Genomic DNA, 26,202 nt, shown 5'->3' with positions numbered 1-26,202 from the left:
TTTACTGCTTAAAGGGAAGAAAATGAGAAATCTAAAAAATATAACAATACTTATTGTTTCACTATTTTTAACTACACAGCTAATTGCTAAAGAGAAAGTATACAAAATAAAAATGGCTACAACATGGGGTCCAACACTATCTCCACTAATTGATGCTGCTAATAATATGGCAAAATATGCAAATGAGATGTCAAATGGAAGACTGCAAATCAAAGTTGATACTGCAAATAAACACAAAGCTCCTTTTGCGATTTTGGATATGGTAAAAGCTGGACAGTATGATATGGGGCATAGTGCTTCATACTACTTTAAGGGTAAAGATATAAATACTTTGCCTTTTACTTCTATGCCTTTTGGTTTAACTGCACCTGAACAATATGCTTGGTTTTATGAAGGTGGTGGATTAGAACTTATGCAAAAAGTTTATGCTAAACACAATATTTTGTCATTTCCAGGGGGAAGTACTGGCGTTCAAATGGGTGGTTGGTTTAGAGAAGAGATAAAATCACTTGATGACTTACAAGGTCTTAAAATGAGAATTCCAGGTTTTGCAGGTGAGATTATGGCAAGAATTGGAGTACAAGTTACAAATATAGCTCCAGGTGAACTATATACTGCACTTGATAGAAACTCAATTGATGCCTTAGAATGGGTGGGACCATCTATGGACATAAAAATGGGCTTTCATAAAATAGCACCTTTTTATTATACAGGTTGGCATGAACCAGCAAGTGAAATGAACTTTATGGTAAATAAAAGAGTATTTAAAAAACTACCAAAAGATTTACAAAAGATATTAATCATCTCTATGAGAGTTGCTGCTTATGATATGTATATTCAAAACTATGATATGAATGCAACAGCTTGGCAAAAGATGAAGAGTGAATATCCAAATATAAAAGTTAAAACTCTACCAAGTGATGTTATGAATGCTCTTAAAAAAGCAAATAGTGAACTAAGAGTTGAACTTGGTGCAAAAAGTCCTCTTTTAAAAGAGGTATTGGATTCACAAGATAAATATATAAAAAAAGTAAGAGAGTGGACTAAAATGTCTGACTTTTTATACTTAAAAGATAATATATAAGGATATAAGTTGGATTATATTAAAAATTTGGAAAAGCTACTAAAAGATGATGTTTTAGTAGAGATAAATGAGACTATCAATGGTATAAAAAGTGCATTGGATAAAAAGAAGAATGATAAGGCTTTAAAAGAAGAGTTAAAATATATGAGTGATGTGAAAAAATACTTTGATGAAGTCTTAATTGATATAGAAAAACAAAGCATCACTCAAGAAGAAGCTTTAGATATCATTGAGGGACTAGAAGATATGAAAGTGGAGAACCAAGAGGTCTAATTTTAAATAAATACACCATAAAATAATTTAGTTTTTTTAACTAACTTATTTTATAGTTTTTATTTAATATAATCCATTTTTATTACAATAATAAACTATAATTATAAGTTAGGAAAAATATGTTTGAACTAGAAGTTTACGAAACTATAAATATCTTAGGGCTAATACTTGGAATGTTATTTGGTATGATTGCCCAAAAAAATCAGTTCTGCTTTAGTGGCTCTATTAAAGATTATATCTTAACAAAATCTACTAAAAGGGGTGCTTCTGTTGTAGTGGCTATGATTGTAGCTATAATTGCTACAACATTAGTGAGTTCATACTTTGAATTAGATTTAACACAAACTGTATATTATAAACAAGATGTAAATTACTTCATTATTATATTTGGTGGACTACTATTTGGTACTGGTATGATGATTGCAGATGGATGTAGTAATAGACACTTAATAAAGTTTGGGCAAGGTGATTCTCGATCACTTATTACCTTGGTCTTTATAGCTATATTTGGGTTTGCAACTGCAAAAGGACTTATTCAAGGCTATCTAAGTCCGATAACTAATAATGAAACTTTATTAAAAATATCATCTATGATTGAAAATAGCACTATGAATATCTATGTTGTTTTAGCAGTTTTATTTGTGATTTTGTTTTTATTGACTAAAAGTATAAAAAGAATCTTCACTTTAGTAGATGGTTTTTTAATAGGTCTACTTATAGCTTCTGCTTGGGCAATAACTGGAGTTATGGGTGAAGAGAGTATGGAGAGACTAATTGAGCTTTCTGGTATCTCTTTTATTTATCCTACAGCTAAAAGCTTAGAACTGTTTATGTATTATCAAGTAAATAATTTCACCTTTCCTATTGCTTTAGTGTGTGGAGTAATAGTTGGTGCTTTTACAATGTCATATTTCAATAAAAAATATAGCTTTGGATGTACTGCAACACAAAAAGTAAATAGAGTAACCTACAATATGTTTGGTGGAGCTTTAATGGGAACTGGTGGTATTTTATCTATTGGTTGTACTGTTGGACAAGGTTTAACTGGTATGTCAACTTTAGCTTTTGCTTCATTTTTAGCTATTAGTTCTATTTTTATCTCAGGAGTAATAACTGCCAAGATTTTAAATAAGTCTGGAAAACTTCCTATGTGTTTTGTTTTTGAATGGAATGATACGCCACCTGATTATAATATATAAAAAATTCTAGTTATAAAAGTTTACTTCTTATTAAAGTAAACTTTTGTACTTTAAACTTATGAATTGGCTTGCACATATATTTTTATCAGAACATAATATAGATTTTCAAATTGGCAACTATTTAGCTGATCCTTTAAAAGCAAAAGCTTGGGTGGGAGCAAATGAAAATATAAAAGATGGAATGAAAATACATAAGCTAATAGACTCCTATACAGATAAGCACCCTACTTTCAAACAAAGTAAAAATAGACTTGGAAATACTGGCTTACTTAAAGCTGTTGTTATTGACCTCACATATGATTATTTACTTACAAAAAACTGGCATAGATACTCAAATATAAGCCTTGATAAGTTTTTAGATGACTTTTACATAAAAGCAAATAAAAATATGCATACTCTTCCAAGTGAAGCAAAACAAAAACTAACAAAGCTAATAGAGTTTGATTTACTAAATAAATACCAAAGCCTAGAGCACCTAAACCAATCATTTCAAAGAATTGATAAAAGAATCTCTATGAGAGTTCTAAAAAGAGATAATGTTAGTAGATACTATGACATTGTGTGTGAAAACATAGATGGTATTGAAGATGATTTTTTACTTTTTTTTCCACAACTTTGCAATAAAGTTAGAGAAAATATCAATAGTAGTAAATTGAAGCATTGGAAGATTTAATATCTTTATGTATTATTTTGTATACTTCGTAATTAAATAAAAGGATTGTTCGAAAATGGATATGACAAAAGTAGCAAATGTAATTTTATATATGTTACACAAACAAGTAAAACTGTTAAATGATAAGAAGTTATCTATTCTTCTTTTTTTGATGGATTATAACCATCTTAAATATTGTGGTAAAAAAATATTTGGTGATGAGTATATAAAAGGGGCTAGAAGTCCAGAACCCAAACTATTATCTGAACTTTTTGATGTGATTATAAGTGAAGAGATTTTAGAAGATGATGATGAGAGAGTTTTCTTTATTCAAGAGATACTTGACAATGTAGATATTGATATTGTAGAGCGAGAAAACTTTACTGAGATAAAATTTGTAGAAATTGGTATTGAGTATGATGAGGATTTATTTGATGAGGATGAACTAAAAACTATAAATAAGTTAGTAAATCAATACAAAGAAGCAACACCTAGAGTTATTGCAAATGATACATTTAAAATAGATGAATATAGAGCAAAAGAAAAAGGTGAAGTTATTATTTAAAGTGTAGAACTTAGGTTCTATACTTTATTTTTTGTTTTTCTTTTTAGAAGCCTTTGCCATCTTTGCTTTTTTCTTTGCTTTTTCTTTTGCTAGGGCTAAGTTTGCAGCTTTTCTAGCATTTACTTTTTGTTCGTTTTCATATCTTTCTTGAGAAAACCCAACTTTCACTGCATTTTTATTTTGGTTTGCAGTTGCTGCTATTTTTTCTGATTTTACACTTTTTACACTGTTTGTGTTTAAACTTTTTGCCATACTTTAACCTATTTTGAAATTGTTGTATTATATTTAAAAGTTGGTAAGAAAAGGATTACTTTTTATAGTAAGAAGCTATCTATGAGTGATTTTATTTTTATTTTATCCCTGTCACATATTATAAAATGTCCTTGAATAGATAAATCTGAAATATCTCCTAATAAAATCTTATCTTCAACATTTGTAAATAGATGAACATTGCTTCCAGAGATACCACCTATTGATATTTTTAGTGAAGTTTTATCTAACTTATTTAAATAACGTGAACCCCTTGAAAAGCCAATATAGACTTTTGCTTTTGGTATCTTAACACCTGATAAGTTTTTCTCTTGGGAATCAATGATTTCATATGAATATGATTTGATAAGTTCGATTACTGAGTTATTGATTTGATCATGTTGTAGGAGTGTTCCAGAAGATGGATTTCCTTTTATATAGACGATATCGCAATTTTGCATAAGTACTCTTTGTTTATAATATACTATAAACAAATAAAGAATCTATAGAGAGGTACTATACCCAAATAATATTAAGAAGGAAGTATTTTCCCTGTTCTTAAAGTATACGCCCAATCATCTCTTCTATGACTTTGAGCTTTTTGAGCAGCTTTTTCAAAGTCATATGCAACTTTTACCAACTCAATATTATATTGGCTTGAATCAACATCTAAAATAATATATGTAGCATCAGGAGAATTGTTTTCTATAATATGTGGAGTTGGTAACTCTTCTTTGAAGGCTTGAATACCTACAGAACCAGGATTAAGTATCACTTGTCCAGTACTGAGATTTGTACATCTAGGAGTATGTGAGTGACCACAAACTACAAACTTAGACTCAACATCATCCAGAAGCTCTATAATCTTTTTTTCATCCCTTAAAACAGCTTTACCACTACTAACATCTTCAAGTAAATAAACACTATCATCATGTTGTGTCCCGTGAGTTACATATAAATCAGCCCCTAAAAACTTCTCAAAAGGCAAATCCTGTATCCAGTATAAAACTTCTTCTCTTAGATCTTCATAAGCATATTTTAAAATCTCATCTTCTTCTAACTGGGCTAAAGAAGCTTCCAGTATCTTTCTATCTTCATTTCCACAGATATTAAAAAAGTTATTTTCTCTTAGTAACTCATAAGTAGCACGAGGTTCAATAGGACCATAAAATGAATCTCCTGCATTTATCATCATATCAACTTTTTTACTCTTGGCATCATTTATAACAGCTTTTAGGGCATAAACATTTGAGCAAATATCAGATAAAATCGCTATTTTCATTTTTGGCATTCCTATTTTGTTCAATTTTTGAAAGTATAACAAAAAAGATTTTATTTTTCATTTATCTTTATTTTAAATTATATTTTATAAAAGAGAAATTTTTAGTAAAATGTTTAAGCTTAAAAAAATACTGTTTTTATACAATGATTGTAAATAACTTAATTTAAAAATAAATTTCTATAAAGAATTTGTAGTTAAAAAGGAGTTTTCATATGAAAAAAGTGGTAATAATTGGTGGGGGATATGCTGGTCTATATGCCCTAAGAGAACTTGTCAAAGACAAGGACATCAAGATAACACTTATAGATAATAACACCTTTCATAATCTACAACCTGAAGTATACGACTTAATAGCAAATAAACTAAATATTTCTGATGTTACAATAGACTTGTCAACCCTATGCGAAGGTTTGAATCACAGCTATTTAGAATATAAAAACCTAAAAGTCACACAAATTGATTCTGAAAAAAAAGTAGTAAATACAGCAGAAGAAGAGATTGTTGAGTTTGATTATTTAATTATAGCAGCAGGAACAAGAACCTCTTTCCCATCATCTATTTCTGGTATAAATACTGCCCATGATATAAAAAAACTCAACTGGGCAATCTATTTTAAACAATGTTTTGAGAATCGTCTTTTTAAGAAAATCCAATATGAAGTAAAAGAGGCCGATGATATTGAAGTAATAGTTGTGGGTGCAGGTTTATCAGGTGTTGAAATTGCAGCAGAAATGGCATACAATACCAAGAAATTTTTTAAAAGGGGTAACTTTACTAGTGATAATTTAAAAATATCTCTTGTCAGTAGTGCAGATACAATCTTACCAGGCTTAGACTCTGAGTTAATAAGATTATCTCAAGAAAGACTTAAATCTCTTGGTATTGAAATTATTACAAATACAAAACTTCAAAAATGTGAAAATCAAACAGCCTATTTTACTAATGGCACCAATAAAGAATACTCTTTTATAATCTTTGCAGGTGGTATAGAAGCATCTAATCTTAGAAGTGAACTTGATGTGAAAAAAAATAAAAAAGGTCAAATTATTGTAAATGAATATATGCAAACAAGTAAATATGAAAATATTTTTGCCATTGGAGATGTGGCAGAAATCAAAAATGAAAAAGAGGAAATAATGCCTCCCAATGTAACTATTGCCAAAATTAGTGGTACAAATGCAGGACAAAATATCCTTAACATGATAAAAAACAAAGAGCTTATAAAATCTAATCCAAAACTAGATGGAATACTTATTGCCCTTGGAGGAAAGTATGCAGTGGGGAGTATTTATGGGCTATTCCATGTAAAAGGTCGAATAGCATATGAAATCAAAAAGTTTGTATTTTATTCCTATAAAAAGCCACTATTGAGACTAATATGTGAAGGGTATAATAAACTAAAAAATATATAAACTCATAAGTTAGATTTAAATATAATTGGAAAAAGTTAGGATAAATAATGGTTGATGAAAACAACAATGGATTTTTAAAAAGAGCAGATGAACATATAGCACTTGCAAATGAACAGATGAATGACACAACAACACAAGGTGATGTAAGTGCCTCATTTATGTATGCAGCAGCAAGATTTAATGCTTGGATGGCAGCAACATCATTTGAAAATGCAGAAGATATGACTAAAGAAAAAGATAAAATAGTAGAGTATTTTTTGGGTCAATATGAACTTGCACTAAAAGAGCATATAGATTTTCATGTTCAAAATTATACTTTTGGTGAGAAGTAATAAAATAAAACTTTTATAAGGTAGCTAAAAACTACCCTATTTTATTTATTTTGTTGTTCTATTTGAGTATTTGTGGCTTTTATTGATTGGTATTTATTTGCCAATACTACAAACATATAAGCAACAGAAGCTACAATAATCGCTATTATAAAAATATTTCTCATCTAACATCCTATAAAAAATTGAGATTATAATAGCAGTTTATAATTAAGAATTAGATTGTTTATCTCTATTATTTTACTTTAGTTTTAAATAAAATAAAATTTTAATATTAATTAGGACTATTTTAGTCCTAATTAAGTTTCCTATGTTATATTTCCGTTTTATTAAATATGAAAGGACTATATATATGGATACTATAGGATTATTTTACGGTAGTGATACAGGAGCTACTGAAACAATTGTTGAGGATGTAAAAAGTGCATTTTCAAAAGAGATTACTCTACATAATATATCAGAAACATCAAAAGAAGATATTGAGCAATACGACAAGATAATTTTTGCTTCATCAACTTGGGGTGATGGAGATTTACAAGCTGATTGGGAAGACTTTGAAGCTAATTTAGAAGAGATAGATTTTAGCAATAAAACAATAGCACTTATTGGTGTTGGTGATCAAGAAGGATATGAAGATACTTTTTGTAATGCATTAGGTCATCTTTACAAATATGTACAAGAAGCTAATATCGTAGGATTTACCTCTACAGATGGTTATGAGTTTGAAGAATCAACTGCAGTTGTAAATGACCAATTTGTTGGTCTTGTTTTAGATGAAGATAATCAAAGTGAACTAAGTAAAGATAGAATCGAATCTTGGGTAAAAGATATAGAAGAACACTTTTAAAAGAAGACCTTATGGTCTTCTTTTAAATTACCATTTAGGTTCAAATGCTACTCTTTCTCCGTCATCTGTAGTATATTCTTCCAGTGAATTTTCTTTTGATTGAATTACCATGTAAATCATAGTTTCGTCAGAATCATTTCTTATACCTCTCACACCACTAGGTGATACACGAACAACAGAACCCTCTTTTATCTCAAAAAATTCTCCATCAACTTGAAAAAAACCAAAACCTTTTAAGATAATATATGACTCTTCATTTTTATAATGTATATGAAAATAAGGTTGCTCAGTTTTAGGGGCTAAGGAATTAAAAGAAATCTCAGTACCTGTAGATTTTGTTGCTTCTTTTAAAAATACTTTACCTTCAATTTTTTGTTTGTTAACTTTATGGATAAGAGAGTATTCCATTAATTCATCTAAACTACCTAAATCCACTGCCGTATAATTTTTACTATCATTTATTTTTTCAATTATTTTCATTTAATATCCTTTTTAATTTAGTTGACTATATAGTCAACTAAAAAAGAATACTATATAAAAACTAAATTATTGTTTAATATTTTAACCTATTATTTTGATATCAATTGAAGTTTTTTGACTCTTGAAAGCTTTTTTATAGCATATTCACGTTTAGAAGCACTACTTCTGTCACTTGAAGATTCTGCATAGATTAGTTTTACAGGACGTCTTGCTTTGGTATATTTTGCTCCCTTTGGCGAAGAGTTATGCTCATCTAAGCGTTTTTCCACATCAGTGGTAATTCCAGTATATAAAGTCCCATCGCAACACTCAAGTATATAAACAAAATATGACATTACTTCTTATCACTCTTTTTTTTGGGTGGTGGTAATAAATTATTGAAATCATATGGAACAATACTTCTTTCTATCTTTTCAGTAAAATCATATAGTTTTATACAAACACCCAATAATATAGCCCACACAAATATTTGATTTATAATTGGTATATCAAAGACTAGACCAATTATAACACCAATCACACCAGTTAGTATTAAGTATTTGTCAACTTTTTTTACTTTTAATAATTTATAATATTCTATTATTTTGTTTTTAAACATAATATCTTCCTTCTCATCAATGCCAATATATTATTTTGTATTTTTCTTGTTGTACTTTGATTTTTCAATATATAAAATAAATTTTTTCTTGAAATACATAACATATACTAATAATAAAGTAAATAGAAAAAGTGTTATCACGAGAAGATACATAGTATTTAAAGCAACAGCACCAATACTTGATATTGCAACTAATCCCATAAATGACATAACAAAAAATAGCAAAACTCTACCATATATACTAAAAGTTCTAGAAGCAAAAATCAATAACTTAATACTTGAATAAATACTACTGTTCATATAATCCAAAAGTTTGTCATACCCTTCAACAGTTTTAACTCCACTTGTAAATTCAAACATCTCTTTATCTATCTTATCAAGCATCAAAGTTCCTAAATCATCATATTTTTAAATAGTTTACTCAACTTTTGCACTATTTTTAATTAAGTATTTTAACTAGGAACTTTATAGTATATATATATTAAATATCCGAAATAATATGCTTTTATATATTTATTTTACTAAAAATAAATGGTTTGAGATTAAGAATTAAGTGCATCATTAACGTTAGGTAGAGCAACAACATCACCGACATTCATGCTATCAATATAAATGCCACCAATTCTAACTCTTACCAATCTTAATGTAGGAAAACCAACAGCAGCCGTCATTTTTCTTATCTGACGTTTTTTCCCTTCACAAAGTGTGATAGAAAGCCAAGAAGTAGAACCATGTCTTTCATGACGAATATTACGACCACGAGTGGGAAGCGCAGGCTCACTCTCAAGAATAAATGCTTTACAAGGAAGGGTTTGATATTTAGTTCCAGAGACAGTAATCTCAACACCATTTTGAAGCTGAAAAATTGCATCTTGGGTAATCTCTCCATCAACTTGCAAGTAGTACTCTTTTTCTATACCTTTTTCTCTTATCTTATGACTCATCATACCATCAGTTGTGAGTAGCAATAAACCTTCAGAGTCGTGGTCTAGTCTTCCAATAGCCATAGTCCCATCAGGAAAATCATAAAAATCCCCCAATAACTTTTTCTTCTTCATTCGCTCTTGTACGAACTGACTTAAACAATTATATGGTTTAAATATTTTGAAATGCTGGTGATTTTGGACTGACTCAGAGAGTTCTATTAAATTGTTTTGATTAGTAGTTGGCATTAAATGAGACCTTTAATGTAGTTAATATTGGCATGGATTATTGAAATTGTTAAATTTCGATGATAGTATATCAAAACCTAGGAAAATTTTAATTAGTATACTGTTACCAGAATTTCCCTAATAACTTTTAAAAGTTATTTATTTATTTTTATTCCACTTGTAAATGTATACCAATCTTGTACTGCACATGACTTCCAATGTTCCTTATCACTTACTCTTCCAGAAGCTTCTTCTGCATAAATTAAAACACTATTTAACTTATTAAATAAATAAGGATCATTTATAATCGATTTCATTTGATTTATTTCATACTTTACTTTATTCAATGAAAACTGTGCATCTTTTTTTGTTCTAGAATATATAATTTTTTCTATATCTAACCATAGGTTTTCTAATATTTCTTTATTCATTATTATTCTCCTAATTATTTATATTAGTGATTTTACTATTAAATTACTTTTTAATCTTAAAAGATTGCAAATTGAAATAAAAGTGATGTTAGAAATATTAGATTTTGAGTTTAGTCAAGGCGAAGCTTGGATTTTAAGCGGAGCGTACAAGTAGTACGTGAGCATTAAAATCCAAGCTTCAACGCAGAATAAGCTAAAAAGATGATGTTTATAACATCACTTTTTAGATGTGGTAGTTTGGAGATTCGTTAGTAATAGTCACATCATGCACATGACTCTCTTTTAGTCCTGCACTTGTAATCTCTACAAACTCTGCTTTTTCTTGAAATACTGGAATACTTTCACTTCCTAGATATCCCATAGAACTTCGTAGACCCCCTACCATTTGGTGGATAATATCTCCTATGCTTCCTCTATATGGAACCATACCTTCAATACCTTCAGGTACTAGCTTATCAGCAGCTGTTCCTTCTTGGAAATATCTATCGGTACTTCCTTTTGTCATAGCTCCAATTGAACCCATACCTCTGTATGTTTTAAATTTTCTACCTTGACTAAGTACTACTTCACCTGGACTCTCTTCTGTTCCAGCTAATGCACTTCCCATCATAACAGCACTTGCACCCACAGCTAATGCTTTTGCTACATCACCTGAGTATCTAATACCACCATCAGCAATGATTGGAACTCCTGTTTTTGTACCTTCTGCTGCACACTCATCTATTGCAGTAATTTGAGGTACACCAACACCTGCAACGATTCTTGTTGTACAAATACTTCCAGGTCCAATTCCAACTTTAACAGCATCAGCTCCACAAGCTATTAAATCAGCTGTTGCTTCTGCTGTTGCAACGTTACCAGCAATAATTTGTACATCCATTTCTGCTTTTATTGCTTTTACTGTATCTAAGATACCTTTTGAGTGTCCATGTGCAGAATCAAGTACTAAAACATCAACTCCAATAGCTACAAGTGCTCTTGCTCTATCTAATTGACCAACACCAATCGCAGCTCCAACTCTAAGTCTTCCAAACTCATCTTTACAAGCATTTGGATGTTCTCTTTTTTTATTGATATCTTTGATTGTGATTAGTCCAATTAATTTGTTATTGTTATCTACAATTGGCAGTTTTTCAATTTTACTTGCATGCATAATATCCGCAGCTTCATCTAAAGTAGTTCCTTCTTTTGCAGTAATTAATGGCATTTTTGTCATTTTATCAACTGCTTTTTGTGTAAAGTCTTTTGTAAATCTCATATCTCTGTTTGTCAAAATACCAACTAATATACCACTATCATCAACAACAGGAACACCTGAGATTTTATATGAAGCCATGATATCTTCTGCATCTTGGATTGTTTGATCAGGTTTAATTGTAATAGGATCAATTATCATACCTGATTCACTTTTTTTAACTTTTTTACACTGTAAAGTTTGAGTTTCAACATCCATATTTTTATGAATAATACCTATTCCACCAAGTCTTGCCATTGCAATTGCAGCTTCATACTCTGTAACTGTATCCATCGCAGCACTTACAAAAGGAATATTCAAATCAATCTTTTTTGTAAGTTTTGTTTTAATACATACCTCTTTTGGTAAAACTTCTGATTTTGCTGGTACTAATAATACATCTTCAAATGTTAGTGCTCTTGTTTTAATTCTCATTTTATAATCCTATATTTTGTTATTTCGTATAATTTACTGCTTTTTCTAAAGATAAAGCGCCATCAAATAGTGTTTGCTCGTCATATGCCTTTGCTATAAGTTGTAATCCAACTGGCATATTCTCTTCATCATTACAAACTGGTAATGAAATTGCAGGTAATCCTGCTAAGTTTACAGATATTGTATAAATATCACTTAAATACATATCTAAAGAAGTTTTAAAACTTCCAAACTCAGGGGCAGTTGTTGGAGCAACTGGAGACAATATTAAATCTGCCTCATTAAAAATCTTTTCATATTCATCTTTTATAAGATGTCTCACTTTTTGTGCTTTTATGTAATATGCATCATAATACCCTGAACTTAAAACAAAAGAACCAAGCATAATTCTTTTTTGTACTTCATCACCAAAACCTTGAGATTTTGTTTTGATATACATATCTTTAAGTCCTGCATCACCTTGTCTATTTCCATATCTAACACCATCAAATCTTGATAGGTTTGCACTAGCTTCTGCTGTAGCAACAATATAGTAAGATGAAAGAATCTTATCCGTATCTAACATATTTTTATGAACAATTTTATGTCCTGCCTCTTCTAAAACTTTTACAGCTTTTGTAAAAGCCTCTTGGATAGAAGGACTTGCTTGTGAAACAAAGTTATCAATTACTGCAATTGTAAGTTTTCTATCACTGTTAAGTTTTGGAGCTACTGCTTCATATTCAACATCAGCAGATGTTGAATCCATAGGATCATGTCCTGAAATAATATCATATAATATTGCAGAGTCTTCAACATTTTGTGTGATAGGTCCACATTGGTCAAGTGAAGAAGAATATGCAGTAATTCCATATCTTGAAACTCTTCCATAAGTTGGTTTCATACCTACAACACCACAATATGCTGCTGGTTGTCTAACAGATCCACCTGTATCAGTTCCAAGTGCTGCAACGGCAATTCCAGCGGCAACTGCTGCTGCACTACCACCTGAACTTCCACCAGCTGTTCTATTGTGATTGTGTGGATTTAAAGTTTTTCCATAACAAGAAGTGTCAGTTGAACTTCCCATGGCAAACTCATCCATATTGGCTCTTCCAAAAGGACTTAATCCTGCTTCTTTTAGATTTTTGATTACTGTTGCATCATAAGGACTTACATATCCTTTTAGAATGTTACTACAACAAGTTACACTCCAATCTTTAACGTTTATAATATCTTTTATCGCTATTGGTATGCCAGAACCTGAAATATTTATATCTGTATTAGTTAGTTGTTCAACATAAGCACCAATGTTATTATTTTTAATTTTTTCTGTTAGTTCGTTTCTTAATTTATTTATCTCGTCACTTGTTAATAAAAGTGCTTCTTTTAATGTTATCAATTATAACTCCTAATCATTATAAAATATCGTGATTATACAAAAAATTTGATTAAATTCTAAAAATAATTTTCAATTGTATTTATATAAAAAAAGGGAAGAAGAGCAAAGCTCTTCTTCCCTTTTAGACAAACATATTTATTAGTAATTATACTAATGAAATGAATGCCATAGGTGTAGCATCACCTCTTCTGATTCTTGTTTTAACTATTGAAGTATATCCACCGTTTCTACCTACGTATTTTGGTGCAATTTCATTAATTAATTTTTTTGTAGCTTCTTTATCTTGTAATGAAGCAAATACAAATCTATGAGTATTTAAATCAGCTTCTCTTGAAACTGTAATTAATCTCTCAATATATCTACTAAGTTCTTTTGCTTTAGGAACTGTAGTCTCAATTTTTTCTCTCTCTATTAAAGCTATTGCCATGTTTTTTAACAATGCTTTTCTATGAGAAGAAGTTCTACTTAACTTTCTATATCCATGCTTATGTCTCATAATTTACCTTTTTTATGCTTTAAACTGCTCTAGCTTTCTTCTTAAAGCTGATGCAATATTTTCTGGAAGTGTATTTTCAACAGGGAACCCTAAAGATGCTAATTTATCAGCAATCTCGTCATAAGATTTTTTTCCTAAGTTTTTAATATTCTTAACTTCTACTTCACTCATAAGTACCAATTCACCTAAGTACTTTAACCCTGCTCTATCAAGAGAGTTAAAACTTCTAGCACTTAAATTTAAATCATCAATTTTTACAATTAAATCTTTTAATTCTACAGGTTCTTCAGTTGAGTCACTAACTGTTACTTCTGATAAATCGAATACTTTATTGAATACTGACATTTGAGAATACATTACAGAAACCGCTTCTTTAAAAGCATTGATTGGTGTAATTTGTCCATTTGTTTTAACTGTAAACACAGCTTTTTCAAAGTTTGGATTATCTTCAACTAGCATTTTTTCAATATCATAAACAACTTTTTTTACAGGAGTAAAGAAAGCATCAAGTGGAATATAATCACTAGCAACCATTTCTCTAATATCTTCAGAAGGCATATAACCAATACCTTTTTGAATAATTACAGAAAAAGTTAAGTTACAATCAGCATTGATTGTAGCTAAGTGAGCTTCTGGACTTACAACTTCAACATCTGAGTTTACTAAGTCAGAACCTTTAATCTCTTTAGGTCCGTTAAAAGAATATTCAACTTCAACTTGACTTTCATCACCTACTATTTTAAATTTAATATTTTTAAGATTGATAATAAAAATAGCAATATCTTCTAACATACCTCTTAAAGAATCAAACTCATGGCTTGCACCTTCTATTTTAACTGCAATTGGAGAGTATCCAACTGAGCTAGATAGAAGAAGTCTTCTTAAAGGGTGCGCTAATGTAATTGCAAAACCACTTTCAAATGGATATGCAGAAATCTTAGCTTCAGATTCACTTATAGCTTCGATCTCAACTTCTGTTGGTAAAAATGGAGTGTCTGCAAATTTCTTCATACTCTGCTACCTTTATTTATTATTTAGAATATAACTCTACGATTAATCTTTCTTCAACAGGAATAACTACTTCTTCTCTAGTAGGAATTCTAGTAAAAATACCAAATGCTTTGTCTTTATCAACATCAACCCACTCAACAATACCTGTTTGGTTAGTTAATTCTAAAGCTCTTACAACTTGAGGATTAGTTTTAGATTTCTCTTTAATCTCAATTTTTTGCCCTGGTTTTACTACGAAAGAAGGAATATCTACTTTTTTTCCATCAACTAAGATATGTCCATGAGTTGTAAATTGTCTAGCATTTGCTCTAGTTGTAGCAAATCCCATTCTATAAACAACATTGTCTAATCTTTGCTCAATTAATGTAATTAAGTTAGACCCTGTATTTCCTTCTCTTCTTGCTGCTTCTTTAAAGTATTTTCTGAATTGTTTTTCAGATACACCGTACATAAATTTAGCTTTTTGTTTCTCTCTTAATTGTAAACCGTACTCAGAAACTTTTGTTCTTCTTTGTCCGTGTTGTCCAGGAGCGAATGGTCTTTTTTCTAACGCAGATTTTCCGTTAAGTCTTCTCTCACCTTTTAATCCAAGGTCTGCATCAAGTCTTCTCTCGATTTTTTCTACTGGTCCTCTATATCTTGCCATGTACTACTCCTTACACTCTTCTTCTCTTAGGAGCTCTACAACCATTATGTGGTAACGGTGTAACGTCCTTTAACCATGAAACTCTAATGCCTTCCATAGCTCCTACAGCTTTAACTGCTGTATCTCTTCCTGAACCTGGTCCTTGAATTTTGATACCAACATTTTTGATACCGTGTTCAATTGCTTTTGCCATTGCATCTTCAACTGCAGCTTGAGCAGCAAAAGGAGTAGACTTTTTACTACCTTTGAAACCTAAGTTTCCAGCAGAACTCCATGCGATTGCATTTCCAGCTCTATCAGTTATTGTTACCATAGTATTGTTAAATGATGCCGCAATATGAACGATACCATCAGCAATATTCTTTTTTACTACTTTTTTTCTAGTTACTTTTCTTTTTGCCATTGTTTATCCTTACGCTGCACCAACAGTTCTTTTTTTACCTTTTCTAGTTCGAGCATTAGTTTTAGTCTTTTGCCCTCTACATGGTAAACCTTTTCTATGTCTTAAACCTCTATATGAACCTAAATCCATAAGTGCTTTAATATCCATAGCTACTTTCTTTCTAAGATCCCCTTCAACTTGGTAGTTTTTTTGAATCTCAAGTCTGATAGCTGCTGCTTCATCTTCTGTTAACTCATGAGCTCTTTTGTCATAAGATATACCAGTAGCATCAAGGATTAATCTTGAGTTATATAACCCAATTCCAAAAATATACGTTAATGCGTATTCCATTCTTTTCTTGTTTGGTAAATCAACACCCGCAATTCTTGCCATGGTTATCCTTGTCTTTGTTTGTGTTTTTTGTTCTCGCAAATTACTCTTACGATCCCTCTTCTTTTGACAACTTTACATTTGTCACACATTTTTTTTACCGAAGCTCTAACTTTCATAGTTGCTTTCCTTTGTGTTTATTATCCACTTTCAACAGGCAAGAAGCGTGAATAAAAAGTAAACTGCTTCACTTATATTAATTCATACTGTCCACTTGCGCTCTTCCTACCAACTCTTTATAAAACACAAAATTTTTATAAAAAACTCTTTTGTGGTTGAAAAATGGAATTGGATTATATTTAAAGTTTACTTAAGACTTCATTAATTAATTTTCCCTTACTTCAGTAGAAAAATCGTAAAAAAAAATTATTTTAAAAATTATTTGATATAATCGTTTAACGACATTGGAGTATATAATGAAAGTAATGAAAAATTCAATTAAAATATTAGGTGCATATGGTGGAAAAGGGCTTAAGTCAAGTACCACATGTATCCAAATAAATCCAAATACTGTTATTGATGCAGGTAACATTTTAAGGGGTTTAGATGATAATGCACAGTATGTTGATAATATATTTTTAACACATTCTCATTTGGACCATATAAATGATATCCCATTTCTAATTGATGCCTTTTTTGAAAAAAGAACAAAGCCAATAAAAATATATGGTATAGAAAAAACCATAAATGATTTAGAAAAACACATTTTTAATTGGGAGATTTGGCCTGATTTTTGTGAGATTGATTTAATTTATCAAAATTTTAAAGCAATAGAGTTAATACCAATAAAACTTAATGAAACAATTACCTTAGAAGATGATACAAAATTAACTCCAATAGAAAATAACCACACAAAATCAAGTTGTGGTTATATTATAAGTAAAAATAACAATGCTACACTTTTTACTTCAGATACTTATATATGTGACTCTATTTGGGAAAATATAAACAGGGACTTAACTATACACTCTGTAATTATAGATGTATCTTTTCCTTCAAAGTTTGAAAAGCTTGCCTCTGATAGTAAGCATTTAACTCCTGCTTTGTTAAAACAAGAGCTAAAAAAACTAACTAGAGATGATGTAAGAGTTTATATTGACCATATAAAACCTAGCTATGAAAAGATATTAAGAGAAGAGATTCATCAAGAAAAACTGCTTTTAAATGAAGGTAAAATATTAGATGATGGGGATGTGATTTCTTTATCAAATGAATATTTATCATACAATACTAAAAGATCAAATATTAGAAAAAAAGAGGTGAAAAATCTAATTGATATTGGTAAATCTCTTACTACTGAAAAGAATTTTGATGTTCTTATGGAAAAAATACTTCTTGGAGCAAAAGAGTTCTCAGATGCAGATGCAGGAACTCTTTATTTAGTAACAGAAGATGAAAAAAGATTAAGATTTCAAGTTGTGCAAACTGACTCATTAAGTATAAAAATGGGTGGAACTGAGGGAAAAATTACTTGGCCAGAACTTCCTTTATATCAAGAAGATGGAACACCAAATGAACAAATGGTTGCAGCTCTTTGTGCTTTAGAGGGTAAAATGATTAATATACCTGATGTTTATGAGACAAAAGACTTTAACTTTGAAGGTACAAAAAAGTTTGATAAATCAACTGGATATAGAACTAAATCAATGCTTGTAATTCCTATGAAAAATCATGAGGACACAGTAATTGGAGTCCTTCAATTGTTAAATAAAATGGATACAGAAGGACAGCCAATAACATTTACAAATGATGATAAGCAACTTATTGAATCTATGGCTTCACAGGCTGCTGTTTCTATTACAAATAATAGACTCATTACAGAGTTAGAAAACCTTTTAGACTCATTTATCAAATCAATTGCAACTGCAATTGGTGAAAAATCAGAGTATACAGGTGGACATATTAATAGAGTGGCTGAAATTGCAGAGACTCTTACAAATGCTATAAATGAAGATACAACAGTATTTAGTCATATTAATTTTACTAAAGATGAAGTAAAACAGATGAGTAGAGCTGCTTGGCTTCATGATATTGGTAAGATTGTAATTCCTGAATATGTTGTAGACAAGGGTAAAAAACTTGAAACTATACATGATAGAATCAACATAGTAAAAGCAAAGTTTGAAATTGTAAGAAAAGATTATGAACTTGAATATTTTAAAAATAGTTCAAAAGCAACTTCTGTAAAAGAAAAAAATGATTTAGCTAAAAAATATGAAGACAAAGTTGTCTCTTTAAATGAGGATTTAGATTTTATCATTTCATGTAATACAGGTGGCGAATTCATGGAAGATGAAAAAATAGAAAGAATAAAAGAAATTGCAAAACAAACCTTAAAAATAGATGGGGAAGAGATTAATATCTTAACAGAAGACGAAGTATATAATCTTTGTATTAGAAAAGGTACTTTAACAAATGAGGAAAGAGATGTGATTAATAATCACGTTACAGTCTCCTATAAAATGTTAGAAACTTTACCTTTCCCTAAAAAGCTTAAAAGAGTTCCTGTTATTGCAGGTTCACATCATAAAAAAGTAAAAGGCGGAGGATATTCAGCACCTGAAATTCTTGATTTACCTATGACAATAGAAGATAAGATACTTGCAGTTGCTGATGTTTTTGAAGCCCTAACTGCAAATGATAGACCATATAAAAAAGCAAATTCGCTGAATACATCACTAAGAATATTATCTTTTATGGTAAAAGACCAAGACTTAGATAGAGATATTGTTAAGTTTTTTGTTGATAATAACTTGCATCTTGATTATGCAAACAAATATTTAAGTGAAGAACAAATGGATGAAATCACAGTTGATTTTAATAATATTTAGGAATATAAATGATTTATGAAAACAGTTTAATAAAAGTAGAGATTGAAAAAAGCGAAATACCTTGGCTAAAAATCTTTACTCAAAAAGATATAAAAGAGTTTTCTCAATGTAATAATGAGACCAAAATAGAAATATTAAGAGCCTTAGATATTATAGAAAAAGAGATGTTGAGTTATTTTAATCCCCAAAAAATAAATATTGCATCTTTTGGAAATTATGTTCCACATGTACACTTTCATATAATGGCAAGATTTAAAGAAGATTCATATTTTCCTGAGCCTATGTGGGGCAATAAACAAAGGGAAAGTAGTTTAGTCTTAGCAGATGCTAATGAGTTTTATAAAATAGTTCATGAAAAATTAAATCAACCATCTTGATTTAATTTTTCAATTATCTCTTCTAATACTTTTGGTGCTGCATCAAGAGGTATTTGACAACCACCAGCTGCCTTATGACCACCGCCACCATATTTAAGCATAAGTTCACCAACATTTGTATTTGATGTTTTATTTATAATTGATTTTCCAGTTGAAAAAACTAATTTGTCCCTATCAAAAGTATAACTTACATGAATAGAAACATTTACTTCTGGATACATTGCGTATACTAAAAATCTATTTCCAGGGTAAATTATCTCTTCATCTTTATAATCAATTACAACTACATTTCCATAGATTTTTGTACATTTTTCTAGTTGTTCATGAAACTCTTTTTCATATTTGAAGTAAAGATCAACTCTCTCTTTTACCTCTTTTATTTCAAGAATTTCATCAATATTATGTTTAGCACAATAGTCAATAAGGTTTCGCATTAACTGCTTGTTTGAAACTTCAAAGTCTTTAAATCTTCCAAGCCCTGTTCTTGAGTCCATAATAAAACTCAACAATGCCCAAGCACGAGGTTCTAAGATATCTTCTTGTGTAAAGTCAGCACTATCAGCTTTATTGGCACCATTCATCATGCCTATAAATCTCATAGGATAAACTTCATCTCCTCCATAGTAGTCATATACAACTTGTGCAGCACTTGGAGCATCTGGATTTATGATATGGTTATCTTTTTTTTCATTTCTTAAAGTTTCACTAAAGTGATGATCAAAGGCTAAATGTACACCATCAACATATGGTAAGTTTGTAGTTATATCATTAGATGATACTTCTACAAGTCCATCTTGCATATCTTTTGGGTGAACAAAAATAATATCATCAATCAAATCAAGATATGTTAATAGTGTACCACACACCAATCCATCCATATCACTTCTTGTAATTAATCTATATTTTTTTTCACCCATTAAGACACCTTTAAAAAATTATTATTTTTAATTCTAACATTTTAATTATAAATAAGAAATAGTTTAATTACTATTTTCTTAAATTATTTGCAATAATATCACCCATTTCAGAAGTTGTAACAACTTCTTTAGCATCATAAGCAGCTAAATCTTTTGTTCTAAAACCATCTTTTAATGCTTTTTTAATAGCACCATCAATTAAATCAGCAGCTTCTGTTTCTCCAAAAGAGTATCTAAGCATCATACCAGCACTCTCAATTGTTGCAATTGGGTTTGCTATTCCTTGTCCTGCAATATCAGGAGCAGAACCGTGAATTGGTTCATAAATAGCAGTTTTATCTCCAGTAGAAGCACTTGGTAATAATCCAATAGAACCTACTACCATAGAGGCTGTATCAGATAAAATATCTCCAAAAATATTTCCAGTTACTATTACATCAAATTGTCTTGGATTTCTTACTAATTGCATAGCTGCATTATCCACATACATATGGCTTAGTTCTACTTCTGGATAATCTTTTGCAATTTCTTCCATAGTATCTCTCCACAATTGAGAAACTTCAAGAACATTTGCTTTATCTACAGAACAAACTCTTTTATCTCTTTTCATTGCTAATTCAAATGCTTTTTTACCGATTCTTTCAATTTCAGGTTTTGTATAAACCATAGTATTAAATGCTTTAAAACCATCATTTTCTCTTGGTTGACCAAAGTAAATGCCACCAATAAGTTCACGTACTACCATAATATCAACACCTTCAATAACTTCAGGTTTCAATGTTGAAGCATTTACAAGTTCATCATAAATAATTGCAGGTCTCAAGTTTGCATAAACTCCCATAGCTTCTCTAAACTTTAAAAGTCCAGTTTCAGGTCTAAGATCTCTTGGTAAAGTATCCCATTTTTCTCCACCAATTGAACCAAACAAACAAGCATCAGAATTTAAAACACCTTGTACTGTTTCATCAGGAAGAGGGACACCAGTCATATCAATAGCAATACCACCCATTAGATACTCTTTATACTCTAATTGAAATCCACAATTATAAGATACTGCATCTAATACTTTTATAGCTTCATCAACTATCTCTGGTCCTATTCCGTCACCTTTTATTACTGAAATATTATATGTCTTCATTATTATTTTTCCTTACCCATCTCAGTTTTTGCATAATTAATTAATCCACCTGTTTGTATTAATTCTTGCATAAAAGGTGGAATTGCTGTAAATCTATATGTTTTATTTTGTGTATTATTTGTAATTTCACCATTATCTAAATCAATTGAAATCTCTTCACCCTCTTTTATCTCTAAAGACTCAGGTAATTCAAAAATTGGTAATCCCATATTAAATGCATTTCTATAAAAAATTCTAGCAAAAGATGGAGCAACAACAGCAGCAACTCCAGCAGCTTTTAAAGCAATAGGAGCATGTTCTCTTGAACTTCCACATCCAAAGTTCTCACCAGCAACTATAATATCACCTTTTTGCAATTTTTTTGGAAATTCAGGATCTGCATCTTCCATAACATATTTAGCCAAATGCTCTGGGTCTGAACTATTTAAATATCTTGCAGCAATAATAACATCAGTGTCAATATTTGCCCCAAAATTCCATACTTTACCAGTAATTTTACTCATATTTTTAATCCTTTAAAATTAAAAAATAAACGATACATAACGATCAAGTTTTATTTTCTTTTAATAATTTTTATCTTCAAATAAAGTCGAATTTTATCTAAATTTTTAGAAAAAATAGATTAAACATTAAAAATTAATAGTTATTTTAGCAACTTTGGATATAATATCTGACTTATCTTTCAAGCAAGGAACTTACAAAAAATATGAGTGCAAAAGATTTAAATAAAGAAATTGAAAAATTAGCAAAAGAGTATAAAGATTCAACCTTAACTTTTGAAAAAGTCATAAAGTTATTCCCTAAAGCTCCGTCAAGTCAAAATATAAAAAAACTAATTGCGATTATGCAGTTATACAATGTAAAAATGATGACTTCACAAGAACAAGCTAAAGTGATGAATGCTTTTGAAGCTAAAAGAAGAGAAGACCAACGAAATAAAATGATTGATGGTGAAAGTAGTGTTTATGACCTACTTAAAAACAAAGAACTTTTAGAGTGGTCAAGATCTGATTCTCCTGTTAGGATGTACCTAAGAGAAATGGGTCAAATTCCATTGCTTACAAAAGAAGAAGAGATAGAGATATCTAAAAAAATAGAAATGGGTGAAGATATAATCCTTGATGCTATTTGTTTTGTTCCATATTTAGTAGATTTTATTTTAGAATATAGAGAACCTTTAGTAAATAGAGAAAGAAAGGTTAAAGAGCTTTTTAGAAACTTTGATGATGAAGACAACGATGATTCAGCTGAAGAAGTTGAAGAAGTTGCAAGTGATGATGATAGTGATGAAGAGAGTGAAGAAGAAGCAAGTGGAAAAAAACAAAAGAAACTAGATAAAAGAGCTGAAACTATTATTGCTGCATTCAAAGTTTTGGAAAAAGCAAAAAAAGATTGGTTAAAGTTTCAAGCAAAAGAGACTCCAAAGTCTGATGATGAGCTTGATACTATAACATTTAACTTATCAACTGCATTTAAAAAACAGGTTTTAAAACAAGCTTTAATTGACTTAGGACCAACATCTAAACTTATTACAGAGATTGTAAAAGCTATGGAGACTGCTCTTAAATCAGATACTGGTTTTGATTCAGAATTAAAAAGACTCGAGTATAAACTACCTCTTTTTAATGATACTCTAAAGAAAAATCATGAAAAACTATTAGAAAACATTATTAATTTGTCAAAAATACAAATCACTTCTATGGTTCCAGAAGCGACTATGGTTTCTACTTATATGGAAATCAAAAAACTTTTCCAAACAGCAGAAGCCTCTAAAGGTGGCTTTGATTTACTACCTGAAGAGTTAGTAGATGTTTTAGAGCAAATCAAACGTGGTAAAAAAATCACAGATGAAGCAAAAACTAGAATGGCAAAATCAAACCTTAGACTTGTAGTTTCTATTGCAAAGAGATACACAAATAGAGGTTTACCTTTCCTAGATTTAATCCAAGAAGGAAACATTGGTCTAATGAAAGCTGTTGACAAGTTTGAATATAAGAAAGGGTACAAATTCTCTACTTATGCAACTTGGTGGATTAGACAAGCAATTTCAAGAGCAATTGCTGACCAAGCAAGAACTATTAGAATTCCAATTCATATGATTGAAACTATTAACAGAATCAATAAGATTATCAGAAAAGGTATTCAAGAAAATGGTAAAGAGCCAAATGTAGATGAAATTGCAAAAGAAGTTGGACTACCAGTTGATAAAGTAAAACAAGTAATTAAAATCACAAAAGAACCAGTATCTTTAGAAGCGCCAATTGGGTCTGATGAAGATGGTAAATTTGGAGATTTTGTACCTGATGAAAAAGCTCCAACTCCTGTTGATAATATTATGAAAGAAGATTTACAAAATCAGATTGACCAAATATTAGCTCAACTAAATGAGAGAGAACAAGCAGTTGTAAGAATGAGATTTGGACTTATGGATGATGCTAGTGATAGAACTCTTGAAGAGATTGGTAAAGAGTTAAGTGTTACTAGAGAAAGAGTAAGACAAATTGAATCAAGTGCAATTAAAAAACTAAAACACCCAAAAGTTGGGAAAAATCTTAAGAATTACGTAGAAAGCTAATATTTGATGAGTATCTATGAAAATTGGGTAGAGCAAGATTTAAATCCTATTTTATCTTTCTCTTCCCAAGGTAAAATATTATATACAAATCAAGAAGCACAATTTTTACTAAATAGAGTAAAAAAAGAGCAACTTTATGACCTAGCACTAAAACATGCCCCTGCAAACTATGGTTTTGAGACCTCATATATAAACTTAATATTACACAACTATATTTTTTATGCTATTTCAGTTACATATGAAAATGACAATGAAATTCACATGAAACTGTATAAAAGTACTAATGTTAAACAAGATAAAAAATATGCACCAAAAAACATCTCTAAAACAAATATTTTCACATTAGTTGATTTGACAATCTCAACAAGAAAAACTAAATCAGAAGTTAAATTTGTGAAGAATTATGATCCTTCTATTCCAGAGTTTATGATGGTTGCTTCTGACTTTCTAAAACTTTTAAATAGTATTTATGATTCTTTTGATAGTGATTGTAAGTTTATAAATACTTCTGTGAAATTAAAAACAGGTGAATATATTAGACTAGAAGATAAGAAGTACTCTTTAGTTACTATTGAGATTTATGGAGACAATTATCATTATAATCCTGACTCAATAAAACATGATAAAAATAGAAGCTCTATGATATTATCTTTAGAAAGAGATAAAGCTATAATAGACTTACCTCTTATTTTAAAATAAATTTAGCACAAAGCATTGATAGTGGGACAATAAAAAGTCCTGCTAAATAAGGCATTGCATTAAATACCCCATTGTTACTCAAAGAGAAAAATCCAAAAATAAGTATTACATAACCTACAATTCTATACACTGATATAAAACTTCCACTACTATAAATAGTATTTTTAAAACTATTTTGCTTGATTCGTGACTTTTCTTCTTTTATAATATCTTTTATTTCAGAAGCTGAAAAATCTTTTTTCTCATTTATCTCTTCCTCATCATATAAATCATATGGATCATCAATTTTATCAATTTCATCCCTATCATTAAAAAGATGGGCATCATAATCAATATTTTCTAAGCGCTTACTTACATTTCTTTTATATGAAAGAAAAGTTGCAAGGGAGATAAATAAAGAAGAGATAAATGCCACTTGAGTATTTATAAGCCAAATATAGTTATTTGATAAAACACAAAATATAATAACACCAGCATCTATTATAAAAAATAGCTTGGCAAACTTTTTAATCATCATCGTTGTCTGATTTATCACCATATTTTGCTCTGTGGGCATATCTTGGGTCATTTTCCATTCCCTCATACTCTTTTTGAGCTCTTTTATATGCCTTGTAAATATTTAGCCCAGCAGCAGCTAATCCCCAAGATAGTCCTAACCACAATGTCCATGTATATCCTGTCCACTGCTTTAATCCATATCCAATAGCAAAACCAATACATACAGCAACAACAATTGATATACCTAAAGATAAGTTATCTAAGGCAATCAGCTTTGATTCATGTTTTGGTCTATCTTTGTTTGTATTATTATCCATAAAATTCCTTATTTAAGATACGAACAACAATAGTCAGTTAAAGTCTTAACTTTAATATCAAAGCTAGAGTTTGCAGGAACTGAAAATGTTGTATTGGTAGTATATGTTTTCCATTCATTTGAATCTTTTAGTTTTATTTCACACTCTCCTTCAAGTATTTCCATAACTTCAGCCGCTGCAGTTCCAAAGTTATAAGATCCTGGCATCATTATTCCTAATGATTTTCTCTCTCCATCACTATCTACAAAACTTCTACTTGTAACCTTGCCATCAAAATATACATTTGCTTTTTTTTCTAAATCAACATTTTTTAAAATACTCAT

At 29.9% G+C, this 26,202-nt stretch carries 36 protein-coding genes; 12 read left to right on the top strand and 24 right to left on the bottom strand.

Going from position 1 to position 26,202, the window contains the following annotated elements; genetic code table 11:
* The first annotated feature begins 22 nt into the window (after positions 1-22).
* From ACNI28_RS12705 to ACNI28_RS12685, 5 genes are all read left to right on the top strand, one after another.
* Positions 23-1,084, top strand: coding sequence for a TRAP transporter substrate-binding protein (locus ACNI28_RS12705; RefSeq protein ID WP_419764633.1), 1,062 nt, complete (start codon positions 23-25; stop codon positions 1,082-1,084).
* Between the two features lie 9 nt (positions 1,085-1,093).
* Complete coding sequence (locus ACNI28_RS12700; RefSeq protein ID WP_419764632.1) at positions 1,094-1,357, top strand: hypothetical protein; 264 nt, start codon at positions 1,094-1,096, stop codon at positions 1,355-1,357.
* Positions 1,358-1,476: 119 nt separating this feature from the next.
* Entirely contained in the window at positions 1,477-2,556 is a 1,080-nt protein-coding gene (locus ACNI28_RS12695; protein WP_419764631.1) for a YeeE/YedE family protein, read from the top strand.
* A gap of 58 nt (positions 2,557-2,614) precedes the next feature.
* Positions 2,615-3,229 (top strand): acyl carrier protein phosphodiesterase, encoded by a 615-nt coding sequence (locus ACNI28_RS12690; protein ID WP_419764630.1) that lies wholly within the window; start codon positions 2,615-2,617, stop codon positions 3,227-3,229.
* 55 nt (positions 3,230-3,284) lie between these two features.
* The gene (locus ACNI28_RS12685; RefSeq protein ID WP_419764628.1) at positions 3,285-3,773 is read left to right on the top strand and encodes a type II toxin-antitoxin system antitoxin SocA domain-containing protein; all 489 of its coding nucleotides are present in this window, start codon (positions 3,285-3,287) and stop codon (positions 3,771-3,773) included.
* A gap of 24 nt (positions 3,774-3,797) precedes the next feature.
* On the opposite strand, the gene ACNI28_RS12680 is transcribed toward ACNI28_RS12685, so the two are convergent.
* The 3 genes from ACNI28_RS12680 to ACNI28_RS12670 all read right to left on the bottom strand — a co-directional run bounded on the left by ACNI28_RS12680 (position 3,798) and on the right by ACNI28_RS12670 (position 5,304).
* Positions 3,798-4,025 carry a hypothetical protein gene (locus tag ACNI28_RS12680; RefSeq protein WP_419764627.1) on the bottom strand — a complete coding sequence of 76 codons (228 nt, stop codon included), beginning with the start codon at positions 4,023-4,025 and terminating at the stop codon, positions 3,798-3,800.
* A gap of 62 nt (positions 4,026-4,087) precedes the next feature.
* On the bottom strand, positions 4,088-4,483 hold the full coding sequence (locus tag ACNI28_RS12675; RefSeq protein ID WP_419764626.1) for a hypothetical protein: 396 nt from the start codon (positions 4,481-4,483) through the stop codon (positions 4,088-4,090).
* A gap of 71 nt (positions 4,484-4,554) precedes the next feature.
* Positions 4,555-5,304 (bottom strand): metallophosphoesterase family protein, encoded by a 750-nt coding sequence (locus tag ACNI28_RS12670; protein ID WP_419764625.1) that lies wholly within the window; start codon positions 5,302-5,304, stop codon positions 4,555-4,557.
* A gap of 212 nt (positions 5,305-5,516) precedes the next feature.
* Here ACNI28_RS12670 and ACNI28_RS12665 point away from each other — a divergent pair, with 212 nt between their 5' ends.
* A complete protein-coding gene (locus ACNI28_RS12665; protein WP_419764624.1) occupies positions 5,517-6,716 on the top strand; it encodes an NAD(P)/FAD-dependent oxidoreductase in 1,200 nt (399 codons plus the stop codon).
* Positions 6,717-6,763: 47 nt separating this feature from the next.
* Positions 6,764-7,048 carry a DUF3144 domain-containing protein gene (locus tag ACNI28_RS12660; protein ID WP_419764623.1) on the top strand — a complete coding sequence of 95 codons (285 nt, stop codon included), beginning with the start codon at positions 6,764-6,766 and terminating at the stop codon, positions 7,046-7,048.
* A gap of 41 nt (positions 7,049-7,089) precedes the next feature.
* On the opposite strand, the gene ACNI28_RS12655 is transcribed toward ACNI28_RS12660, so the two are convergent.
* Positions 7,090-7,212: a hypothetical protein gene (locus ACNI28_RS12655; RefSeq protein ID WP_419764622.1), complete on the bottom strand. Its 123-nt coding sequence runs from the start codon at positions 7,210-7,212 to the stop codon at positions 7,090-7,092.
* A gap of 185 nt (positions 7,213-7,397) precedes the next feature.
* Between ACNI28_RS12655 and ACNI28_RS12650 the strand changes: the two genes are divergently transcribed.
* Positions 7,398-7,892, top strand: a complete 495-nt coding sequence (locus ACNI28_RS12650) for a flavodoxin (RefSeq protein ID WP_419764621.1) — start codon at positions 7,398-7,400, stop codon at positions 7,890-7,892.
* Positions 7,893-7,919: 27 nt separating this feature from the next.
* Here ACNI28_RS12650 and ACNI28_RS12645 read toward each other — a convergent pair whose 3' ends face one another.
* From ACNI28_RS12645 to rpmJ, 14 genes are all read right to left on the bottom strand, one after another.
* On the bottom strand, positions 7,920-8,372 hold the full coding sequence (locus ACNI28_RS12645) for a cupin domain-containing protein (protein ID WP_419764620.1): 453 nt from the start codon (positions 8,370-8,372) through the stop codon (positions 7,920-7,922).
* 89 nt (positions 8,373-8,461) lie between these two features.
* Positions 8,462-8,707, bottom strand: a complete 246-nt coding sequence (locus ACNI28_RS12640) for a GIY-YIG nuclease family protein (RefSeq protein ID WP_419764619.1) — start codon at positions 8,705-8,707, stop codon at positions 8,462-8,464.
* Positions 8,707-8,970, bottom strand: a complete 264-nt coding sequence (locus tag ACNI28_RS12635) for a hypothetical protein (RefSeq protein WP_419764618.1) — start codon at positions 8,968-8,970, stop codon at positions 8,707-8,709. Before ACNI28_RS12635 ends, ACNI28_RS12640 begins: the two co-directional genes overlap by 1 nt.
* A gap of 30 nt (positions 8,971-9,000) precedes the next feature.
* Positions 9,001-9,354, bottom strand: a complete 354-nt coding sequence (locus ACNI28_RS12630; protein WP_419764617.1) for a hypothetical protein — start codon at positions 9,352-9,354, stop codon at positions 9,001-9,003.
* A 158-nt stretch (positions 9,355-9,512) separates the two neighbouring features.
* Entirely contained in the window at positions 9,513-10,142 is a 630-nt protein-coding gene (locus ACNI28_RS12625) for a pseudouridine synthase (protein WP_419764616.1), read from the bottom strand.
* Between the two features lie 134 nt (positions 10,143-10,276).
* Complete coding sequence (locus ACNI28_RS12620) at positions 10,277-10,552, bottom strand: hypothetical protein (RefSeq protein ID WP_419764615.1); 276 nt, start codon at positions 10,550-10,552, stop codon at positions 10,277-10,279.
* Positions 10,553-10,775: 223 nt separating this feature from the next.
* Positions 10,776-12,221: an IMP dehydrogenase gene (guaB, locus tag ACNI28_RS12615; RefSeq protein WP_419764614.1), complete on the bottom strand. Its 1,446-nt coding sequence runs from the start codon at positions 12,219-12,221 to the stop codon at positions 10,776-10,778.
* Between the two features lie 19 nt (positions 12,222-12,240).
* A complete protein-coding gene (gene gatA, locus ACNI28_RS12610; RefSeq protein ID WP_419764613.1) occupies positions 12,241-13,602 on the bottom strand; it encodes an Asp-tRNA(Asn)/Glu-tRNA(Gln) amidotransferase subunit GatA in 1,362 nt (453 codons plus the stop codon).
* 145 nt (positions 13,603-13,747) lie between these two features.
* The gene (gene rplQ / locus ACNI28_RS12605) at positions 13,748-14,098 is read right to left on the bottom strand and encodes a 50S ribosomal protein L17 (protein WP_419764612.1); all 351 of its coding nucleotides are present in this window, start codon (positions 14,096-14,098) and stop codon (positions 13,748-13,750) included.
* Positions 14,099-14,110: 12 nt separating this feature from the next.
* Positions 14,111-15,109: a DNA-directed RNA polymerase subunit alpha gene (locus ACNI28_RS12600; RefSeq protein WP_419764611.1), complete on the bottom strand. Its 999-nt coding sequence runs from the start codon at positions 15,107-15,109 to the stop codon at positions 14,111-14,113.
* A 19-nt stretch (positions 15,110-15,128) separates the two neighbouring features.
* On the bottom strand, positions 15,129-15,755 hold the full coding sequence (gene rpsD, locus ACNI28_RS12595; protein ID WP_298752701.1) for a 30S ribosomal protein S4: 627 nt from the start codon (positions 15,753-15,755) through the stop codon (positions 15,129-15,131).
* A 10-nt stretch (positions 15,756-15,765) separates the two neighbouring features.
* Positions 15,766-16,158: a 30S ribosomal protein S11 gene (rpsK, locus tag ACNI28_RS12590; RefSeq protein ID WP_419764610.1), complete on the bottom strand. Its 393-nt coding sequence runs from the start codon at positions 16,156-16,158 to the stop codon at positions 15,766-15,768.
* Between the two features lie 9 nt (positions 16,159-16,167).
* Positions 16,168-16,530, bottom strand: a complete 363-nt coding sequence (rpsM, locus tag ACNI28_RS12585; RefSeq protein ID WP_298752691.1) for a 30S ribosomal protein S13 — start codon at positions 16,528-16,530, stop codon at positions 16,168-16,170.
* A 2-nt stretch (positions 16,531-16,532) separates the two neighbouring features.
* Positions 16,533-16,646, bottom strand: a complete 114-nt coding sequence (gene rpmJ, locus ACNI28_RS12580; protein WP_041660148.1) for a 50S ribosomal protein L36 — start codon at positions 16,644-16,646, stop codon at positions 16,533-16,535.
* Positions 16,647-16,943: 297 nt separating this feature from the next.
* Between rpmJ and ACNI28_RS12575 the strand changes: the two genes are divergently transcribed.
* On the top strand, positions 16,944-19,358 hold the full coding sequence (locus ACNI28_RS12575; protein WP_419764609.1) for an HD domain-containing phosphohydrolase: 2,415 nt from the start codon (positions 16,944-16,946) through the stop codon (positions 19,356-19,358).
* Positions 19,359-19,366: 8 nt separating this feature from the next.
* Positions 19,367-19,735, top strand: a complete 369-nt coding sequence (locus ACNI28_RS12570) for an HIT family protein (RefSeq protein WP_419764608.1) — start codon at positions 19,367-19,369, stop codon at positions 19,733-19,735.
* On the opposite strand, the gene ACNI28_RS12565 is transcribed toward ACNI28_RS12570, so the two are convergent.
* The 3 genes from ACNI28_RS12565 to ACNI28_RS12555 all read right to left on the bottom strand — a co-directional run bounded on the left by ACNI28_RS12565 (position 19,723) and on the right by ACNI28_RS12555 (position 22,293).
* Positions 19,723-20,652, bottom strand: a complete 930-nt coding sequence (locus ACNI28_RS12565) for a DHHA1 domain-containing protein (protein WP_419764607.1) — start codon at positions 20,650-20,652, stop codon at positions 19,723-19,725. The genes ACNI28_RS12570 and ACNI28_RS12565 overlap by 13 nt on opposite strands.
* 70 nt (positions 20,653-20,722) lie before the next feature.
* A complete protein-coding gene (leuB, locus tag ACNI28_RS12560; protein ID WP_419764606.1) occupies positions 20,723-21,790 on the bottom strand; it encodes a 3-isopropylmalate dehydrogenase in 1,068 nt (355 codons plus the stop codon).
* A 2-nt stretch (positions 21,791-21,792) separates the two neighbouring features.
* Positions 21,793-22,293, bottom strand: a complete 501-nt coding sequence (locus tag ACNI28_RS12555) for a 3-isopropylmalate dehydratase small subunit (RefSeq protein ID WP_419764605.1) — start codon at positions 22,291-22,293, stop codon at positions 21,793-21,795.
* A gap of 167 nt (positions 22,294-22,460) precedes the next feature.
* Here ACNI28_RS12555 and rpoD point away from each other — a divergent pair, with 167 nt between their 5' ends.
* On the top strand, positions 22,461-24,365 hold the full coding sequence (gene rpoD / locus ACNI28_RS12550) for an RNA polymerase sigma factor RpoD (RefSeq protein WP_419766479.1): 1,905 nt from the start codon (positions 22,461-22,463) through the stop codon (positions 24,363-24,365).
* 6 nt (positions 24,366-24,371) lie between these two features.
* On the top strand, positions 24,372-25,064 hold the full coding sequence (locus tag ACNI28_RS12545) for a hypothetical protein (protein ID WP_419764603.1): 693 nt from the start codon (positions 24,372-24,374) through the stop codon (positions 25,062-25,064).
* On the opposite strand, the gene ACNI28_RS12540 is transcribed toward ACNI28_RS12545, so the two are convergent.
* From ACNI28_RS12540 to ppnP, 3 genes are read right to left on the bottom strand one after another with little or no spacing between them, the layout of a single operon-like run.
* Positions 25,051-25,632: a hypothetical protein gene (locus ACNI28_RS12540; protein WP_419764602.1), complete on the bottom strand. Its 582-nt coding sequence runs from the start codon at positions 25,630-25,632 to the stop codon at positions 25,051-25,053. The two genes, ACNI28_RS12545 and ACNI28_RS12540, sit on opposite strands and share 14 nt — an antisense overlap.
* Positions 25,571-25,879: an AtpZ/AtpI family protein gene (locus tag ACNI28_RS12535; RefSeq protein WP_419764601.1), complete on the bottom strand. Its 309-nt coding sequence runs from the start codon at positions 25,877-25,879 to the stop codon at positions 25,571-25,573. The genes ACNI28_RS12540 and ACNI28_RS12535 overlap by 62 nt, the downstream gene beginning before the upstream one ends.
* An 8-nt stretch (positions 25,880-25,887) precedes the next feature.
* The gene (gene ppnP, locus ACNI28_RS12530) at positions 25,888-26,202 is read right to left on the bottom strand and encodes a pyrimidine/purine nucleoside phosphorylase (RefSeq protein ID WP_419764600.1); all 315 of its coding nucleotides are present in this window, start codon (positions 26,200-26,202) and stop codon (positions 25,888-25,890) included.

This window comes from Arcobacter denitrificans (SeqCode), from assembly GCF_048571185.1.
GTDB classification, from domain to species: domain Bacteria; phylum Campylobacterota; class Campylobacteria; order Campylobacterales; family Arcobacteraceae; genus Arcobacter; species Arcobacter denitrificans.
The sequence above is the reverse complement of the archived record's forward strand: the minus strand, read 5'-3'. Positions and strand labels throughout refer to the sequence as shown.

Bases quoted from the DNA above. Each gene is read 5' to 3' on its own strand.
- ACNI28_RS12695 (WP_419764631.1), top strand. From the start codon at position 1,477: ATGTTTGAACTAGAAGTTTACGAAACTATAAATATCTTAGGGCTAATA.
- ACNI28_RS12690 (WP_419764630.1), top strand. From the start codon at position 2,615: ATGAATTGGCTTGCACATATATTTTTATCAGAACATAATATAGATTTT.
- ACNI28_RS12670 (WP_419764625.1), bottom strand. From the start codon at position 5,304: ATGAAAATAGCGATTTTATCTGATATTTGCTCAAATGTTTATGCCCTA.
- ACNI28_RS12540 (WP_419764602.1), bottom strand. From the start codon at position 25,632: ATGACCCAAGATATGCCCACAGAGCAAAATATGGTGATAAATCAGACA.
- ACNI28_RS12600 (WP_419764611.1), bottom strand. From the start codon at position 15,109: ATGAAGAAATTTGCAGACACTCCATTTTTACCAACAGAAGTTGAGATC.
- ACNI28_RS12660 (WP_419764623.1), top strand. From the start codon at position 6,764: ATGGTTGATGAAAACAACAATGGATTTTTAAAAAGAGCAGATGAACAT.
- ACNI28_RS12535 (WP_419764601.1), bottom strand. From the start codon at position 25,879: ATGGATAATAATACAAACAAAGATAGACCAAAACATGAATCAAAGCTG.
- ACNI28_RS12625 (WP_419764616.1), bottom strand. From the start codon at position 10,142: ATGCCAACTACTAATCAAAACAATTTAATAGAACTCTCTGAGTCAGTC.
- rpsM (WP_298752691.1), bottom strand. From the start codon at position 16,530: ATGGCAAGAATTGCGGGTGTTGATTTACCAAACAAGAAAAGAATGGAA.
- rplQ (WP_419764612.1), bottom strand. From the start codon at position 14,098: ATGAGACATAAGCATGGATATAGAAAGTTAAGTAGAACTTCTTCTCAT.
- ppnP (WP_419764600.1), bottom strand. From the start codon at position 26,202: ATGAGTATTTTAAAAAATGTTGATTTAGAAAAAAAAGCAAATGTATAT.
- ACNI28_RS12570 (WP_419764608.1), top strand. From the start codon at position 19,367: ATGATTTATGAAAACAGTTTAATAAAAGTAGAGATTGAAAAAAGCGAA.
- rpsD (WP_298752701.1), bottom strand. From the start codon at position 15,755: ATGGCAAGATATAGAGGACCAGTAGAAAAAATCGAGAGAAGACTTGAT.
- ACNI28_RS12545 (WP_419764603.1), top strand. From the start codon at position 24,372: ATGAGTATCTATGAAAATTGGGTAGAGCAAGATTTAAATCCTATTTTA.
- ACNI28_RS12635 (WP_419764618.1), bottom strand. From the start codon at position 8,970: ATGTTTAAAAACAAAATAATAGAATATTATAAATTATTAAAAGTAAAA.
- ACNI28_RS12565 (WP_419764607.1), bottom strand. From the start codon at position 20,652: ATGGGTGAAAAAAAATATAGATTAATTACAAGAAGTGATATGGATGGA.
- ACNI28_RS12665 (WP_419764624.1), top strand. From the start codon at position 5,517: ATGAAAAAAGTGGTAATAATTGGTGGGGGATATGCTGGTCTATATGCC.
- ACNI28_RS12705 (WP_419764633.1), top strand. From the start codon at position 23: ATGAGAAATCTAAAAAATATAACAATACTTATTGTTTCACTATTTTTA.
- ACNI28_RS12555 (WP_419764605.1), bottom strand. From the start codon at position 22,293: ATGAGTAAAATTACTGGTAAAGTATGGAATTTTGGGGCAAATATTGAC.
- ACNI28_RS12680 (WP_419764627.1), bottom strand. From the start codon at position 4,025: ATGGCAAAAAGTTTAAACACAAACAGTGTAAAAAGTGTAAAATCAGAA.
- leuB (WP_419764606.1), bottom strand. From the start codon at position 21,790: ATGAAGACATATAATATTTCAGTAATAAAAGGTGACGGAATAGGACCA.
- ACNI28_RS12620 (WP_419764615.1), bottom strand. From the start codon at position 10,552: ATGAATAAAGAAATATTAGAAAACCTATGGTTAGATATAGAAAAAATT.
- ACNI28_RS12685 (WP_419764628.1), top strand. From the start codon at position 3,285: ATGGATATGACAAAAGTAGCAAATGTAATTTTATATATGTTACACAAA.
- rpmJ (WP_041660148.1), bottom strand. From the start codon at position 16,646: ATGAAAGTTAGAGCTTCGGTAAAAAAAATGTGTGACAAATGTAAAGTT.
- rpsK (WP_419764610.1), bottom strand. From the start codon at position 16,158: ATGGCAAAAAGAAAAGTAACTAGAAAAAAAGTAGTAAAAAAGAATATT.
- guaB (WP_419764614.1), bottom strand. From the start codon at position 12,221: ATGAGAATTAAAACAAGAGCACTAACATTTGAAGATGTATTATTAGTA.
- ACNI28_RS12640 (WP_419764619.1), bottom strand. From the start codon at position 8,707: ATGTCATATTTTGTTTATATACTTGAGTGTTGCGATGGGACTTTATAT.
- ACNI28_RS12630 (WP_419764617.1), bottom strand. From the start codon at position 9,354: ATGCTTGATAAGATAGATAAAGAGATGTTTGAATTTACAAGTGGAGTT.
- ACNI28_RS12650 (WP_419764621.1), top strand. From the start codon at position 7,398: ATGGATACTATAGGATTATTTTACGGTAGTGATACAGGAGCTACTGAA.
- ACNI28_RS12655 (WP_419764622.1), bottom strand. From the start codon at position 7,212: ATGAGAAATATTTTTATAATAGCGATTATTGTAGCTTCTGTTGCTTAT.
- ACNI28_RS12645 (WP_419764620.1), bottom strand. From the start codon at position 8,372: ATGAAAATAATTGAAAAAATAAATGATAGTAAAAATTATACGGCAGTG.
- ACNI28_RS12675 (WP_419764626.1), bottom strand. From the start codon at position 4,483: ATGCAAAATTGCGATATCGTCTATATAAAAGGAAATCCATCTTCTGGA.
- ACNI28_RS12575 (WP_419764609.1), top strand. From the start codon at position 16,944: ATGAAAGTAATGAAAAATTCAATTAAAATATTAGGTGCATATGGTGGA.